The organism is Croceibacterium mercuriale (assembly GCF_000802385.1).
In the GTDB taxonomy this organism is placed as follows: Bacteria; Pseudomonadota; Alphaproteobacteria; order Sphingomonadales; family Sphingomonadaceae; genus Croceibacterium; species Croceibacterium mercuriale.
The window spans coordinates 1,951,995-1,965,466 of record NZ_JTDN01000001.1 but is presented as its reverse complement, the minus strand read 5'-3'; the positions used below and the strand labels follow the sequence as shown (position 1 = coordinate 1,965,466).

The following is a 13,472-nucleotide window of genomic DNA, read 5'->3' as shown; positions in this document are numbered from 1 at the left end:
CGATTGCGACTGGTGTCTTGAACCATAAACCCGCTTCTGTGAAACACGCTTTCATGAACACCACGCAAGTCGATCGCCGGACCTTTGTCGCCCTGCTAGGCGCTGCCATGACAACGCCGGTGGCGCTGCATGCCACGTCCGCCGCGGCGGCGCCGGTGCGGGAGGCGGCGGTGTCGCTGGCGGGCGAATGGCGGTTCGCGCTGGACCCGGCGGACGTGGGCACCGCCGATTACTGGTTCAACAAGACAATGCCGTCCGACCTGTCGATCCGCCTGCCCGGCATCCTGCAGACCCAGGGCTTCGGGGACGAGATCACGGCCGAGACGCAGTTTGTGGCCGCCCTGCCGCGCGACATGCGCTGGTACCTGCTGCCGCAATACGAACCGTACACGCAGCCGGGCAACGTCAAGGTGCCGTACCTGTCGCAGCCGGTGCGGCACTATCTGGGCGTCGCCTGGTACCAGCGCGATATCGAGGTGCCGGCGGAATGGGCGGACAAGCGCATCGTGCTGCACCTGGAACGGACCCGCTGGCGCACCGATGCCTGGATCGGCAACCGGCCGGTCGGCACCGACAGTTCGCTGGTCGCGCCGCACGAGTTCGACCTGGGCATCCTGCCCGCCGGCACCCACCGGCTGACGCTGCGGATCGACAACAGCATGCAGGAGCCGGTGTACCGCCCCGACGGCCATTCCGTGACCGATGGCGCGGGCGTGACGTGGAACGGCGTGGTCGGGCGGATCGAGCTGTCCGCCACGCCGACCGTGTGGATCGCGGATGCGCAGGTCTTTCCTGACCTGGCGAACAAGTCCGCGCAGGTGCGGGTGACGATCGGCAATGCAGGCGATGCCGGGGGATCTGGCATGGTGCGGATCGGGCGTGTCACGGCGCCGGTGCAGTGGACGCCGGAAGGTGGCGAGGCGACGGTCACCGTGCCGCTGCCCGACGCGCGGCCATGGTCGGAGTTCACGCCCCACCTGCAACACCTGACCGTCACGCTGGACAGCGCCGCAGGGGAGGACCGGCGCGAGCTCACCTTCGGCATGCGGGAGATCACGACCGAGGGGCACCGCATCCTGCTGAATGGCGAGGTGCTGGACCTGCGGGCAACGCACGATGCCGGCACCTTCCCGCTGACCGGCTACCCCGCGACCGATGTGGAAACGTGGAAGCGGATCATCGCCATCTGCCAGGGATGGGGCCTCAACGGCATGCGGTTCCACAGCTGGTGCCCGCCGGAGGCGGCGTTCACCGCCGCGGACGAGCTGGGCTTCTACCTGCAACCCGAATGCGGGATGTGGAACAATTTCGACCCCGGCGGACGGATGCTGGCACTGCTGCATGACGAGACGGAGCGGCTGATCCGGGCCTATGGCAACCACCCCTCCTTCGTCATGCTGGGCGGCGGCAACGAGCCGGCGGGGCAGTACCACGCGCAACTGCCGGAATGGGACGAGCGGTGGAAGGCGGCCGATCCGCGGCGGCTCTACACCGACGGGACCGGCCGCCACGCGCGCCCGCCGGCCGGGCCGGGCACGCCGTTCGCCGCCGACTTCCTGGTGATCGGCAGCGATGTGCGCGGCCCGCGCGGCTGGTTCGGCGAGGATTACGAGGAGGAGCTGCAGGGGCAGCTGGGCGGCGTGGCGCAGCCGGTGATCAGTCACGAGACCGGCCAATGGTGCGCCTATCCCGACTTCGCGGTGATCGACAAGTTCGCCGGGCAGGGCGACTATGCCGCATTCCACACCGGCATCGACACCGGCACCGCACCCTACATGATCCCCGGCAATATCGAGATCATGCGCGATCTCGCGGCCGAGCATGGCCTGCTGCCGCTGAACAGGGCGTTGGCCCACGCGTCGGGCCGGTTCCAGCTCGCCTGCTACAAGGAGGAGCTGGAGGCCAATCTGCGCACTCCGTCCCATTCGGGGTTCCAGATGCTCGACCTGCATGACTACCTGGGTCAGGGCGGCGCGCTGATCGGTCTGCTGGATGCGTTCTGGGAAGAGAAGAACTACGTCGCCGCGTCCGAATGGCGCGAGTTCTGCAGTGCCACCGTCCCGCTGGTGCGGCTGAAGGATCGCGTGTTCGGCAGCGACGCCAGGCTGGAGGCGGTGGCGGAGCTGTACCATCATGGCGAGCGGCCGCTCCGCTCCGTCCGGCCGCGCTGGCGGATTGTCGACGATACCGGCAAGGCGGTCCTGTCCGGCTCGCTTCCCGCCCGCACCGCGCCACGCGGCAAGGGCATCGCGCTCGGCACCATCAGCGCCGACCTGTCCGGCCTGAAGGCGCCCGCCGCGTACGAGCTGGTGCTGGAGCTGGCGGGCACGCCGTTCCGCAATCGCTGGCGCTTCTGGGTCTACCCTCCCGCCGTGCCGGCGCAGTCCGCGCAGGAGATCACCACCACCGCTTCGTGGGACGAGGCCCGTGTCGCACTCGCCGCGGGCAAGCGGGTCCTGTTCCTGTCGGGCAGTCCGGCGGAGCCCAATCCCGATCTGGCGCTCACCACCGTGCCGATCTTCTGGAACCGGCTGATGAATCCCAGCCGCGCCTGGATGCTGGGGCTGCTGAACGACCCCGCGCATCCCGCGCTCGCCAGCTTCCCGACCGATGCGCATTGCGACTGGCAGTGGGTCGACCTGATCGACGGCACGACGGCGATGAATGTGGAGGCGCTTGCCCCGGATCTGCGCCCGATCGTGGCGCCGATCGACGACTGGAACCGCAGCCTGCGCACGGCCATGCTGTTCGAGGCGCAGGTCGGGCCGGGCACCCTGATGGCCAGCGCGTTCGACCTGACGGATGGGGCGCTGGCGGAGCGGCCGGGCGGCCCCACGCTGCGCCGATCGATCCTGGACTACATGGCGTCCGACCGGTTCCGGCCCACCGCCATCCTGTCGCCGGAGGCGCTGGATGACTGGGCCACCCGGCGCCATGGCGCGCCGGCGACGATCATCGTGCCGCCGCAGACCGGCGACGTGGTGGATCCGGGGCAGGTCCGCCGGTAGGCGGGCCGTGGATCAGGCGATCGCTGCCGCCACCAGTGTCAGCAGGCCCAGGCCGGCGGACAATGGCGTGCGCAGCGACATCCACCAGGCGGGCGCGAGGCCCTGCGCCGTCAGCCGGTGATCGACCAGCAGGCTGGCGAGGAGCGACAGGCCGAGCAACAACAGCGACGGCACCGGCCAGCCAGCACCGATCGCCCATGGCACCGCCGTCGCCAGCGCGATCAGCGAGGGGGCGATGGCCGCCAGCCAGATCCAGGCCGGCGGCGCGCTCGTCTGGCGGGCGGCGAGGCCCCACCACAATCCGCCAAGAAAGCTCAGGATGAGCGCCGGATAGGCATAGGCGAGCGACAGCGCCGAGAAATGCCAGGCGGCCGGCCCGAACGCCATGGCCGCCACGGCCGCGGCCTGCGGCAGCAGGCCCGCATAGCCCAGCGTTCCGGGCAGCGCCGGCGGGCGGGACATGGCCTGCATCGACACGGGTTCCATGTGGCTTGCTCCTGCAACGGTTTGCGGGGGCCGGGCAGGCACAAGTCTGCCCGGTCCGACGTAGCAACGCGCCAGGTCGGCAGAGGTGGCCGATGATGCCGCAATGATTGTTGCGGCAGTGGCCGCCCCTACTTCGATCCCGGCGCCGCCGGCTTGACGTACCGGTCCAGCCAGTCGGTCATCTGCCACAAGGTTTCACCGGTGGACTCCATCGCCCGGTAGCCATGCCCCTCGTTCGGCAGCACGACATAGCGCACGGTCGCGCCATTGCCCTTCAGGGCCGCGTACATCCGTTCCGACTGAACCGGGAAGGTCCCGGAATTGTCGTCCGCCCCGCCATGGATCAGCAGGATCGGCTCCTTGATGCGGTCGGCATAGGTGAACGGGCTCATCTGCGTGTAGATGTCCGTCGCTTCCCAGTAACTGCGCTGCTCCGCCTGGAAGCCGAACGGCGTCAGCGTGCGGTTGTAGGCGCCCGAGCGGGCGATGCCGGCGCGGAACAGGTCGGTATGGGCCAGCAGGTTGGCGGTCATGAACGCGCCGTAGCTGTGCCCGCCCACGGCCATCCGCCCACGATCGCCCACGCCCATGGCGACCACCGCCTCCACTGCGGCCTCCGCATCGGCGCGCAGCTGTTCCACATAGGTGTCGTTCGCCTCGGCCCCGTCCACGCCGATGATCGGCATCGCCGGATCATCCAGCACGGCATAGCCCTGCGTCAGCATGAACAGGTGGCTGATCCCGCGCGGGCGGGTGAAGCGGTTGCCCGTGTCTACCGTCTGCCCGGCCACCGCCGGATCGGTGAACTCCGCCGGGTAGGCCCACAGGAGCGTCGGCAGCGGTCCGTCGCGCTGCGCGTCATAGCCGGCCGGCAGGTAGAGCGTGCCCGACAGCGGCAGACCGTCCGCCCGGTTGTAGGTGATCGTCTGCCGGGTCACCCCGGCAAAGACCGGCGCCGGGTCGGCGAAGTCGGTAACCGCGCGCGCATCCCCGCCACCAACCTGCCGTACCATGTAGTTGGGCGCCTGTTCCGCGCTCTCCCGCCGCGTCAGCACGCGCCCGCCGGTGTCGTCCAGCAGCGCCACGACCTCCTCGTAGAACGGCGCCTCCGCCGTCCACAGCCGCGTCTGTTCCCCACCAGCAACCGGCATGGTGCCCAGGAACGGGAACGCCCCGGCCTTGGTGGCACCTTCTCCCGCAACGAAGACGGCGTCACCGCTGGCGGTAAAGCGCATCACCGGCTTCCCCGCCGCATTGCCTTCTGTCAGCGGGAAGCCGGGATCGTTGTACTGTTCCTGGAAATTACGCGTCAGCAGCGGCGCGGCCTCGCCCGGCCGATCAGGCGCCACGGCATAGCGGTGTTCGGTCCGGGTGTTCCATTCGCGGTCCACCACCATCGCGAAATCGCCCGTGCCCCAGAATGTCGCGGCATAGCGCCGCTCCAGGTCCGCCAGCTTCGCCGGAGCGGCCGTGAACGGGGCGGCCTGCACGAACAGGCTGTCGTGGAACGGCACCTCGACATTCGGATCACCGCCATCCTGCGCTTCGGCCCACAGCAGCGTCGCGGGCGCATCCGCACGCCATTCCACGTCGCGTGGCCCGGTCACCACCGCGTCGAAGGCGATGGGCAGATTGTCGGCCAGCGGGCGGTCGACCAGCGTGCGCACCGCCGTCCCGTCGATCGCCGCCACGGCGATCTCGGTCGGGAAGGAGGGGGCGGGCAGCAGGTAGGAGAACGGCCGCTTCAGCCGCTCCGTCAGCAGGTACCGGCCATCGGGGCTGATGGAGAACCGGCGCCACAGCCCGGCCGGCAGGATCGCCGTGGCCCCGCTGCCGTCGGCGGCCACGCGGGTCAGGCTGCCGCTGAAGTAATGGTCGAACAGCGCCTCGTCGTGCGGGCCGGCGAGCAGATCCTGGTAGGTGCGCGCCGCGGCCTTGCGGCCGTTGCTTTCCTGCACCACCGGCCCGGCCGGCGTGTCGCTCGCAACCGGGGCCGGGCCGCGCTGCGCGTCCACCGTGCGGACCACCAGCCCGCTGCTATCCGGCAACCATTCATAGGCTGGGCCGGAAAAGGCCGCGTTCACGCCGCCGAGCACCGGGGCTGCCCGGCCATCCACCGTGGCGGTCCACAGTTGCAGTTCGGTCGGCAGCTGCACCAGCATGGCCAGGCGCTGCCCGTCGGGCGACCAGCTGGGCTGGGTGAAGCGGGCGTCTGCCGGCAGGGCGACGGTGACCTGCTGTCCGCTGTCGATGTCCTGCAGCGTCAGCGCATTCAGCCACTGCACCCGCATCTCCGCCTGGCCGTTGGTCGCCGGGTCGATCCGGTATCCGCCCAGCCGCAGGATCGGCCGGGACACGGCGGCGATCGACGGCAGGCTTTCGCGGCCCAGGATGGCCAGCATCCGGTGATCGGGGCTGACCGCCACGATCGGCGTCTGCGGTGCTTCCAGTATCTGCGCGATCGCGTCAGGCGCCCGATGGTAGATGGTCGTCTCCGTTGATTGAGGTGCTGCGGTCTGGGCCGCCGCCGGCAGGGACAGCGCGGTCGCGGCCAGCAGCAGGCAGGCAGTCGTGATTCGGCCCATGATCGCACTCCGGCTTTCGTGATTGTCGGCTGTGGCGCGATGGTGCCGCAGCCGTGGAACAGGCTGTGGCCTAAACCACCGATCACCGTCGGTGTGCAATGCGGAAAAGGCAGGCACAATCCGGCAGGCTGCACGTCGGGGGCAGATACGCTACAGCCCGCAGCCGCACACGAACCGCCGTGCCGCCCACAAGGATTTCCGACGATCTTCCACCTCATCTTCGCCACGCCGGTCCTGTACCTGCTGGTCCGCACCCTCTGGCCGCTGGGCCTGCCGCTGCCGGCGAAGATCGGCATCGCGGTGCTGATGCTGGTCGCCTCGCAGTACCATCTGTGGAGCCGGCTCTCCTCCGGCTCGGTCTTCGCTCCGGAATTCCCGCGCGCGGTCGTCATCCTGTTCAACTGGGCGCTGGGCACGATCCTGCTGCTCGCGGTCCTGCAGATCCTGCTGGATCTTGGTGCGCTCGTCGTGGCGGTGGTGCGATGGCAGGGCATCACGATGCCCGACAGCCTGCGTTACGCCGCAGCCGGGCTGGCGGCGATCCTGGCCGCGATCGGCGTGGCCAACGCGACCCGCGTACCGCCGCTCCGCGACGTGGAGATCGCCATTACCGGGCTGCCGCCGGAATTCGACGGCTATCGCGTGCTGCAGCTGACCGACTTGCACATCAGCCGCCTGTTCCCGGCAAGCTGGGCCAGTGCAACCGTTGCGCGCGCCAATGCCAGCGGGGCCGACCTGATCGTCGTCACCGGCGACTTCATCGACGGATCAGTGGCCATGCGGCGCACCGATGTGGAGCCGCTGCGTGACCTGCGCGCACCGGACGGGATCTACGCCATCCCCGGCAACCACGAATATTTCTTCAGCTATGACGAGTGGATGCGCCACCTGGCCGGGCTGGGCATGCGCATGCTGCCCAATGCCCATGCCGTGCTGATGCGGGACGATGCCCGGCTGGTCCTTGCCGGCGTGGCCGATCTTTCGGCCCCGCAGCATGGCCGCCCCGGTCCCGACCTCGCCGCCGCGCTGGCCGGTGCGCCGCCGGGGGTGCCGGTGGTGCTGCTGGATCACCAGCCCCGCCAAGCGCGGGCCGCCGCCGCGCGTGGCGTGGCGCTGCAGCTGTCGGGGCATACGCATGGCGGCATGGTGGTCGGATTGGACCGGCTGGTCGCGCCGGCCAATGGCGGGTTCGTGTCCGGCCGGTACCGGGTCGGCGACATGACGCTTTACGTCAGCAACGGCACCGCCCTGTGGCCCGGCTTCGCGCTGCGCCTGGGCCGCCCGTCCGAACTGACGCGGATCACCTTGCGGTCCCGTCCATAGCCGCGCCGGGCTTCCGCCGCGGGGGTAGCGCGGCACCCAGGCCGGATGCGGCGATCAGCATCATTCCGACGACGCTGAGCCAGTCCGGGATGTGCCCGAAGATCAGCCAGCCGAGCAGGCCGGCCCAGAACAGCTGCAGGTAACTGAGCGGCGCCAGGACGGAGGCGGTCGCGTGGCGATAGGCGGCCGTGAAGAGGTAGTGGCCCAGCCCGCCATACACCCCCAGGCTGAGGAACAGGACGAGCTCCAGCCCGGTAGCGAACTCGCCCTCCCACAGCCACAGCCCCATGATGCCGAAGATGACGGTGCCGACCAGTGCGGCGTAGAACAGCAGGGCGGTCGTCCGCTCCGTGCTGGCCAGCGTCCGCGACAGCAGCTGGTAGACGACATTCGCCACGACCGCTGCCAGGGCACAGGCGAGCCCGGTCAGTTCAAGGCCGCTGCCGGGCCGCGCGATCAGCAGCACGCCGGCGAAGCCGATCAGGGCGGTGGTCCAGCTGGTGGCCCCCACGCGCTCCCCGAGCAGCGGCCCCGCGACTACGACGACGAGCATCGGGGCAAGGAAGTTGATCGCGGTGGTTTCCGCCACCGGCATGCGCTGCAACGCCAGCCCGACCAGCAGCGAGGCGGCCGCCAGGCTTCACGCCCGCACCAGCACCAGCCCGGTGCGCTGCGTCTGCACCAGCAGCCGGCCGCGCACCGGGGCGACGATGGCCACCAGCAGCAGCCAGTTCACCAGGTAGCGCACGGCGACGATGATCGGCACGTCGTGCCGCATGGCCAGGTACTTGATGGTGGCGTCCATGCAGGCGAACAGCAGCACCCCGATGCAGCAGAACAGCACCGCCTGTGCGGAGCCGGGCAGGCGCAGGCGTTCGCGCCAGGCAGTGGGTGCGAGCATGGGCGAAAACATTTCCTGGAGGCAGCGGGAGAGCGGCGCAGCCCCGGCCTTGGCGAACAGTGCCGTGCCGATCAAGGCCGTTCGGTGCCGCGCCCCCTGGCCGGCACAATCGGTTTAGTTTTGGACCGATCGGCGGGCCGGCGCGTTAGCGGGGAGACCAAGGAGAAGCGATCCATGCAGCTGACGATCAATGGAACCGCGCACGAATTCACCGGCGACCCGCGGACCAGCCTGCTGGATTTCCTGCGCGACGGCTGCGGGCTGACCGGCACCAAGAAAGGCTGCGATCATGGCCAGTGCGGCGCCTGCACCGTGCTGGTGAACGGGCAGCGGGTGAATTCCTGCCTGACCCTGGCGATCATGCAGGATGGCCATGCGGTAACGACGATCGAGGGGATCGGCACCCCCGACGCGCTGGACCCGCTGCAGGCCGCCTTCGTCAGGCATGACGGTTACCAGTGCGGGTACTGCACGCCCGGGCAGATCTGTTCGGCCAAGGGGATGCTGGCGGAAGCCGCCAATGGCTGGGCCAGCTTTGTCAGCGACAATCTGGAAGGTCAGGTCGAGCTGTCGGCGGAGGAGATCCGGGAGCGGATGAGCGGCAATCTGTGCCGCTGCGGCGCGTACAGCAACATCGTGGATGCCATCACCGAAGCCATGCAGGCCGAAAAGGTCGGAGCTGCCTGATGCGCCCGTTCCAGTACATGCGGCCCGAAGGCCTCGATCATGCCGGCCAGCTGCTGCGGGACGGTGCCCGCCCGATCGCCGGCGGCACTAACCTGCTCGACCTGATGAAGCTGGAGGTGGAAGCGCCCGACCGGCTGGTCGACATCAACCGCCTGCCGCTGGGCGGGATTGCCCCGACCGACGATGGCGGCGTGCGGATCGGTGCGCTGGTCACCAACAGCGCCTGCGCCGCGGACCTTCAAATCCGGCGCGACTATCCGGTGCTGGCGCGCGCCATCCTGGCCGGAGCCACCTTCCAGCTGCGCAACATGGCCACGACCGGCGGCAATCTGTGCCAGCGGACGCGATGCTACTATTTCACCAATATCGACCAGCCGTGCAACAAGCGGCAGCCCGGCAGCGGCTGCGGCGCGATCGGCGGGCACAACCGCATCCATGCGATCCTGGGCGCCAGCGACGCCTGTATCGCCACCTATCCGGGCGACATGGCGGTCGCTCTGGCGGCGCTGCATGCCGATGTGGAGATCGAGCGGCCGGACGGCACCAGCCGCACGGTGCCGGTGCGCACGTTCCATCGCCTGCCCGGCGACACCCCGGACCTGGACAATGTGCTGGAGGCGGGGGAGGTGATCACGGCCGTGATCCTGCCGCCACCGGCCGGCGGCACGCAGCTGTACCGCAAGGTGCGCGACCGATCGTCCTACGCTTTCGCGCTGGTGTCCGTGGCGGCCGTGGTGCGGATGGACGGCGACACGATCGGCTCCGCCGCGCTCGCCTTCGGCGGGCTGGCGCACAAGCCGTGGCATGATCCACGGGTGGAGCAGCTGCTGGCTGGTCAGCGCCCGTCCGATGCCCTGTTCCACCAGGCCGCCGACCTGCTGCTGGAGGATGCCGAGGGGCAGGGCGAGAACGACTTCAAGATCCCGCTGACCCGCCGCACGCTGCTGGCAAGCTTGCGCGAAGCGACCGGAGGTGCCGCATGACCCGTTCCCTCACCATGGATCGTCCCGACGATCGCAACCGGCTGGACGCGATGGCGCAGGGCGTGATCGGCCAGCCGCTCGACCGGCCCGACGGCCCGGCAAAGGTGACCGGCACTGCCCGCTACGCCGCCGAGTACCAGATCGCCGGCTGCGTGGAGGGCGTGCTCGTCACCGCCACGATCAGCAAGGGCGACGTGACCGCGATCGACGAGGCATCGGTGCTGTCCATGCCCGGTGTCATCGCGGTGATCTCCGACGAACGGATGACGGCGCGCGCCGCACAGGGTGGCGCGGGCGAGGCACCGGTGCAGCAGGTTCGGCAGGTGCAATATTATGGCCAGCCGATTGCCGTCGTGGTCGCCGAAACCTTCGAACAGGCGCGCGACGCGGCCAAGCACCTGAAGGTGACCTATCGCGCGGACGATGCGGCCATCACCGATCCGCATTCCGCCGCCGCGCCGACCGAGACCTATGACGAGCCGATCGAACAGGGCGACCTGGCGCAGGCCATGGCGCAGGCTGCCCATGCGGTGGACGTGACCTACACCACCGAAGGCCACAACAGCGCGGCGATGGAGCCGCATGCCAGCATCGCGCAGTGGGATGGGCAGATGCTGACGTTGCATGCCAGCCTGCAGATGCTCGCATACAACCAGAAGGAGCTGGCTGACTCGCTCGACCTGCAGCCGGAGCAGGTGCGGCTGGTCTCGCCCTATGTCGGCGGCGGGTTCGGGTCGAAGCTGGGGATCAGCCCGGAAGGCGTGGCCGCCGCGGTGGCAGCGATGCAGCTGAACCGGCCAGTGCGCGTGGTCATGCTGCGCCAGCAGGTGTTCCAGTGCGTGATGCGCCGCTCCGAAACCGTGCAGCGGTTGCGGCTGGCGGCGGATGCCGAAGGTCGCCTGACCGGCTTCGGGCACGAGGCGCGGGTGTCCAACCTGCCGGAGGAGGAGTTCGCGGAGCCGGTGACGCAGGCAAGCGAGTTCCTGTATCCTGGAGAGAACCGCCGGCTCGCGATCGAGCTGGCCCGCGTCAACCTGATGACCGCCGGATCGGTCCGCGCCCCGGGCGAGGCGGTGGGGATGCAGGTGCTGGAATCGGCGATGGACGAACTGGCCAACGCCATGGGTCTGGACCCGGTCGAATTGCGCCTGCGCAACATTCCCGACAGGCATCCCAGCGAAGGCATCCCCTACAGCTCCCGCAAGCTGGCCGAATGCCTGAAGGCCGGCGCCGACCGCTTCGGCTGGAACGGGGCCGACCGGCGCCCGGCGCAGCGCCGCGAGGGTGAATGGTGGATCGGCACCGGCATGGCCAATGCCTGCCGCGTACACAACATCAACGAGGCGCAGGCGAGTGTCACCCTGATGGCGGACGGCACGGCGATCGTCGCCAGCGACATGACCGATATCGGCACCGGCACCTACGCCATCCTGGGGCAGATCGCGGGCGAGATGCTCGGCCTCGACCCCACGGATGTGCTGGTGCAGCTGGGCGATACGGACCTGCCGCCCGGCTCTGGATCCGGCGGCAGCTGGGGTGCGGCGTCCACCGGCTCTGCCGTGTTCGAGGCGTGCGAGGCGATCCGCGAGCACCTGGCCGAACGGCTGGGCACCACGGAGGCGGAGCTGACGCTGAAGGACGGCTTCGCTACCGCCGGCAACCGCCGGGTGGCACTGCCCGAACTGCTCGCCGGGGCCGAGGTGGAACGTACCGGCCACTTCAAGCCGGGCGAGATCACCGAGGCATTTGCCGCGGCCATGTACGGCGCCTTCTTCGCGGAGGTAGCAGTGAACGCCTATACCGGGGAGGTGCGCGTGCGCCGCTTCACCGGGGCCTTCAGCATGGGCCGGGTGCTGAACGCGAAGACCGCCACCTCGCAATGCATGGGCGGCATGGTCTGGGGCATCGGCAGCGCCCTGACGGAGGGGCTGACCTTCGACCCGCGCGACGGGCACATCGTCAATCCGGACCTTGCGGAGTACCACATCCCCGTGAACCTGGACGTGCCGCATCTGGACGTGGTGCTGGTGGACGAACGCGATCCTGCCGGCAGCCCGCTGCAGGCCAAGGGCGTGGGCGAGCTGGGCATCTGCGGCGCGGCGGGGGCAATCAACAATGCCATCCATCACGCCTGCGGCGTGCGGGTCCGCAGCTTCCCGATGACCCCGGACAAGCTGCTGGCGGAATTGCCGGACCCCTGATCGTGCAGGGGCCGGCGTTCAGGCGATCGTCCTACAGTGCGGCAAAGTCGATCTCTGCGTGGCGGTCGAGCGTGTCGGGTGCGGGCGGCATCGGGTACTTCAGGCCGGTGGCGCAGTTGAACAGCACCACCTGCTCGGTCTCGTCCACCTCGCCGGTCTTCAGCGCCTCGCGGTAGGCGGCCAGCGTCGCGCCCCCTTCGGGGCAGAGCAGCAGGCCTTCGCGCCGGGCGCAATCCTCGACCGCCTGCATGATGGCCGGGTCGCCGACGGCCAGCGCCTTGCCGCCGCTTTCGCGGACCGCCCGCAGGATCAGGAAGTCGCCGACGGCGCGCGGCACGCGGATCCCTGCGGCGACGGTGTGCGCATCCTCCCAGCGCTCGGCATGTTCCTCGCCCGCCTCGAATGCGCGCACGATCGGCGCGCAGCCCGACGCCTGAACGGCATACATGCGCGGCCGCTCCGGGCCGATCCAGCCGAGCTGCTCCAGTTCGTCGAACGCCTTCCACATGCCGATCAGGCCGGTGCCGCCGCCCGTGGGGTAGAAGATCGCGTCGGGCAGGCGCCAGCCGAGCTGCGCGGCCAGTTCCAGGCCCATCGTCTTCTTGCCTTCGATCCGGTACGGTTCCTTCAGGGTCGAGAAATCGAACCAGTGACCCTCGGCCGCGCCCTTGCCGACGATGGCGCCGCAATCGTCGATCAGCCCGTTGACCCGCCACACGCGCGCGCCCTGCATGGCGATCTCGCGCACGTTCACCTCCGGCGTGTCTTCCGGGCAGAAGACGATCGTCTCGATCCCGCAGCGGCTGGCATAGGCCGCGAGCGCGGCGCCGGCATTGCCGTTGGTCGGCATGGCGATGCGCTTCACGCCCAGCTCCCGCGCCATGGCGACGGCCATGACCAGCCCGCGTGCCTTGAAGCTGCCGGTGGGCAGCCGCCCCTCGTCCTTGACTAGGACGCGCGGCCCGCCGCTGGCGGGAATCGGAATGAGCGGGGTCTCGATCTCGCCCAGCGAGACGATGTTCTCCGTCCCGCGCACCGGCAGCAGTTCGCGCCAGCGCCACATGTCGGTCTGCCGCGTTTCCACCTCGTCACGCGACAGGCGGGCCCTGACCGCCGCAAGATCGTAGCGCACCAGCAAGGGCCGTCCGGCTCGGGACAGGCCATGCAGCCTGTCCGCATCGTAGCGTTCGCCCGAGATCGAGCATTCCAGATGCGTCACGAAGGTCGGGCGATCGGTCACGACGTTGTGGTTCATGATCTCGCCTATAGCGCCATGCCCGGCCCCCGGGGAACCGGAT

The 13,472-nt window shown here is 69.6% G+C and carries 10 protein-coding genes; 5 read left to right on the top strand and 5 right to left on the bottom strand.

Going from position 1 to position 13,472, the window contains the following annotated elements; translation table 11 throughout:
- The first annotated feature begins 53 nt into the window (after window positions 1–53).
- Entirely contained in the window at window positions 54–3,008 is a 2,955-nt protein-coding gene (locus PK98_RS09175) for a sugar-binding domain-containing protein (protein ID WP_052208259.1), read from the top strand.
- A gap of 12 nt (window positions 3,009–3,020) precedes the next feature.
- Here the strand turns inward: PK98_RS09175 and PK98_RS09170 are convergent, their stop codons facing one another.
- Window positions 3,021–3,494, bottom strand: a complete 474-nt coding sequence (locus PK98_RS09170) for a DUF3429 domain-containing protein (RefSeq protein WP_235425441.1) — start codon at window positions 3,492–3,494, stop codon at window positions 3,021–3,023.
- A 128-nt stretch (window positions 3,495–3,622) separates the two neighbouring features.
- The gene (locus PK98_RS09165) at window positions 3,623–6,079 is read right to left on the bottom strand and encodes a S9 family peptidase (RefSeq protein WP_081996106.1); all 2,457 of its coding nucleotides are present in this window, start codon (window positions 6,077–6,079) and stop codon (window positions 3,623–3,625) included.
- A gap of 39 nt (window positions 6,080–6,118) precedes the next feature.
- Between PK98_RS09165 and PK98_RS09160 the strand changes: the two genes are divergently transcribed.
- Window positions 6,119–7,402 (top strand): metallophosphoesterase, encoded by a 1,284-nt coding sequence (locus PK98_RS09160; RefSeq protein ID WP_081996105.1) that lies wholly within the window; start codon window positions 6,119–6,121, stop codon window positions 7,400–7,402.
- Here PK98_RS09160 and PK98_RS09155 read toward each other — a convergent pair.
- Both PK98_RS09155 and PK98_RS17265 read right to left on the bottom strand, forming a co-directional pair.
- Complete coding sequence (locus PK98_RS09155; RefSeq protein ID WP_456062129.1) at window positions 7,380–8,021, bottom strand: DMT family transporter; 642 nt, start codon at window positions 8,019–8,021, stop codon at window positions 7,380–7,382. The two genes, PK98_RS09160 and PK98_RS09155, sit on opposite strands and share 23 nt — an antisense overlap.
- A gap of 21 nt (window positions 8,022–8,042) precedes the next feature.
- Window positions 8,043–8,303, bottom strand: coding sequence for a hypothetical protein (locus PK98_RS17265; protein ID WP_200884985.1), 261 nt, complete (start codon window positions 8,301–8,303; stop codon window positions 8,043–8,045).
- 174 nt (window positions 8,304–8,477) lie between these two features.
- Here PK98_RS17265 and PK98_RS09150 point away from each other — a divergent pair, with 174 nt between their 5' ends.
- From PK98_RS09150 to PK98_RS09140, 3 genes are read left to right on the top strand one after another with little or no spacing between them, the layout of a single operon-like run.
- On the top strand, window positions 8,478–8,990 hold the full coding sequence (locus tag PK98_RS09150; protein ID WP_081996171.1) for a 2Fe-2S iron-sulfur cluster-binding protein: 513 nt from the start codon (window positions 8,478–8,480) through the stop codon (window positions 8,988–8,990).
- Window positions 8,990–9,973: an FAD binding domain-containing protein gene (locus PK98_RS09145; RefSeq protein ID WP_039095917.1), complete on the top strand. Its 984-nt coding sequence runs from the start codon at window positions 8,990–8,992 to the stop codon at window positions 9,971–9,973. Before PK98_RS09150 ends, PK98_RS09145 begins: the two co-directional genes overlap by 1 nt.
- A complete protein-coding gene (locus PK98_RS09140) occupies window positions 9,970–12,174 on the top strand; it encodes a xanthine dehydrogenase family protein molybdopterin-binding subunit (RefSeq protein ID WP_039095915.1) in 2,205 nt (734 codons plus the stop codon). The genes PK98_RS09145 and PK98_RS09140 overlap by 4 nt, the downstream gene beginning before the upstream one ends.
- A gap of 31 nt (window positions 12,175–12,205) precedes the next feature.
- Here PK98_RS09140 and PK98_RS09135 read toward each other — a convergent pair whose 3' ends face one another.
- Entirely contained in the window at window positions 12,206–13,429 is a 1,224-nt protein-coding gene (locus PK98_RS09135) for a threonine synthase (protein ID WP_039095913.1), read from the bottom strand.
- Window positions 13,430–13,472 lie beyond the last annotated feature (43 nt).

Coding starts and splice junctions, on each gene's coding strand:
- PK98_RS09150 (WP_081996171.1), top strand. CDS start 8,478: ATGCAGCTGACGATCAATGGAACCGCGCACGAATTCACCGGCGACCCG.
- PK98_RS09145 (WP_039095917.1), top strand. CDS start 8,990: ATGCGCCCGTTCCAGTACATGCGGCCCGAAGGCCTCGATCATGCCGGC.
- PK98_RS09165 (WP_081996106.1), bottom strand. CDS start 6,079: ATGGGCCGAATCACGACTGCCTGCCTGCTGCTGGCCGCGACCGCGCTG.
- PK98_RS09175 (WP_052208259.1), top strand. CDS start 54: ATGAACACCACGCAAGTCGATCGCCGGACCTTTGTCGCCCTGCTAGGC.
- PK98_RS09140 (WP_039095915.1), top strand. CDS start 9,970: ATGACCCGTTCCCTCACCATGGATCGTCCCGACGATCGCAACCGGCTG.
- PK98_RS09135 (WP_039095913.1), bottom strand. CDS start 13,429: ATGAACCACAACGTCGTGACCGATCGCCCGACCTTCGTGACGCATCTG.
- PK98_RS09160 (WP_081996105.1), top strand. CDS start 6,119: ATGGTGCCGCAGCCGTGGAACAGGCTGTGGCCTAAACCACCGATCACC.
- PK98_RS09170 (WP_235425441.1), bottom strand. CDS start 3,494: ATGGAACCCGTGTCGATGCAGGCCATGTCCCGCCCGCCGGCGCTGCCC.
- PK98_RS17265 (WP_200884985.1), bottom strand. CDS start 8,303: ATGCTCGCACCCACTGCCTGGCGCGAACGCCTGCGCCTGCCCGGCTCC.